This is a genomic window from Phaeovulum veldkampii DSM 11550 (assembly GCF_003034995.1).
GTDB classification, from domain to species: Bacteria; Pseudomonadota; Alphaproteobacteria; order Rhodobacterales; family Rhodobacteraceae; genus Phaeovulum; species Phaeovulum veldkampii.
On the sequence record NZ_PZKF01000128.1, the window covers coordinates 1 to 854 of the forward strand.

Below are 854 nucleotides of genomic sequence, written 5' to 3' on the forward strand. Positions count from 1 at the left end.
TTTGCCGTAAATCCTGACCAGCGCATCGAGTTCCCGCGCCACCCTGGCCCCCGATATGCTGGTGTCGGCAATCAGGGCCAGGTTCTCGCGGCAGCAATCGTCGTTGACCGCCAGAATGCGGAACTTGCGGCATGCCCCGAAGGTATCGGACAGGAAGTCCAGGGACCAGCGCTGGTTCGGGCGAAGCGGCACCGGCATTGGTGTCCGACTGCCGCGTGCCCGTTTGCGGCCACGACGGCGGCGGACGGACAGGCCCTCTTCTCGGTAGATGCGGTAGAGCTTCTTTTCGTTCATGATCATGCCCTTGCGCTCCAGCATGATGCCCACGCGCCGATAGCCGAAGCGACGACGCTTCTCGGCGATCTTGTGCATCTCCTCACGGATTTCCGGGTTGTCAGGCGGCCTCTCGCGCCGCACCGTCTTCGGATCGACACCGATCAGGACGCAGGCCCGACGCTGAGAGATCGGATGATCCCTCAGCGCCCGCAGAACTGCATCCCGCCGCACCATCGGCGTCGTCAGGGCTTTCCCAGCAAGTCTTTGAGAACCACATTGTCCAGCATCGCATCTGCCAACAGGCGCTTCAGCTTCGCGTTCTCGTCCTCGAGCTGCTTCAGCCGCTTGGCATCAGACAGGTCCATCCCGCCATACTTGGCCTTCAGCTTGTAGAAAGTCGCCGGGCTCAGCCCGTGCTTCCGGCACAGCTCTGCCGTTGGCAAGCCAGCCTCCTGCTCCTTGATCATCCCGATAATCTGCGCCTCGGTAAAACGGCTTTTCCTCATGTCGTCTGCTCCTTCTCAGGTTGGGCAGACTCTACATCACAGCGAGGGAACTTCCGGGGGGCAGGTCATACC

General features: G+C 61.8%; 1 pseudogene. It reads right to left on the reverse strand.

From position 1 onward, the window contains the following. Positions 1-782, reverse strand: a pseudogene (locus C5F46_RS16235) (transposase); the annotation flags it as partial. Between the last annotated feature and the right edge of the window lie 72 nt (positions 783-854).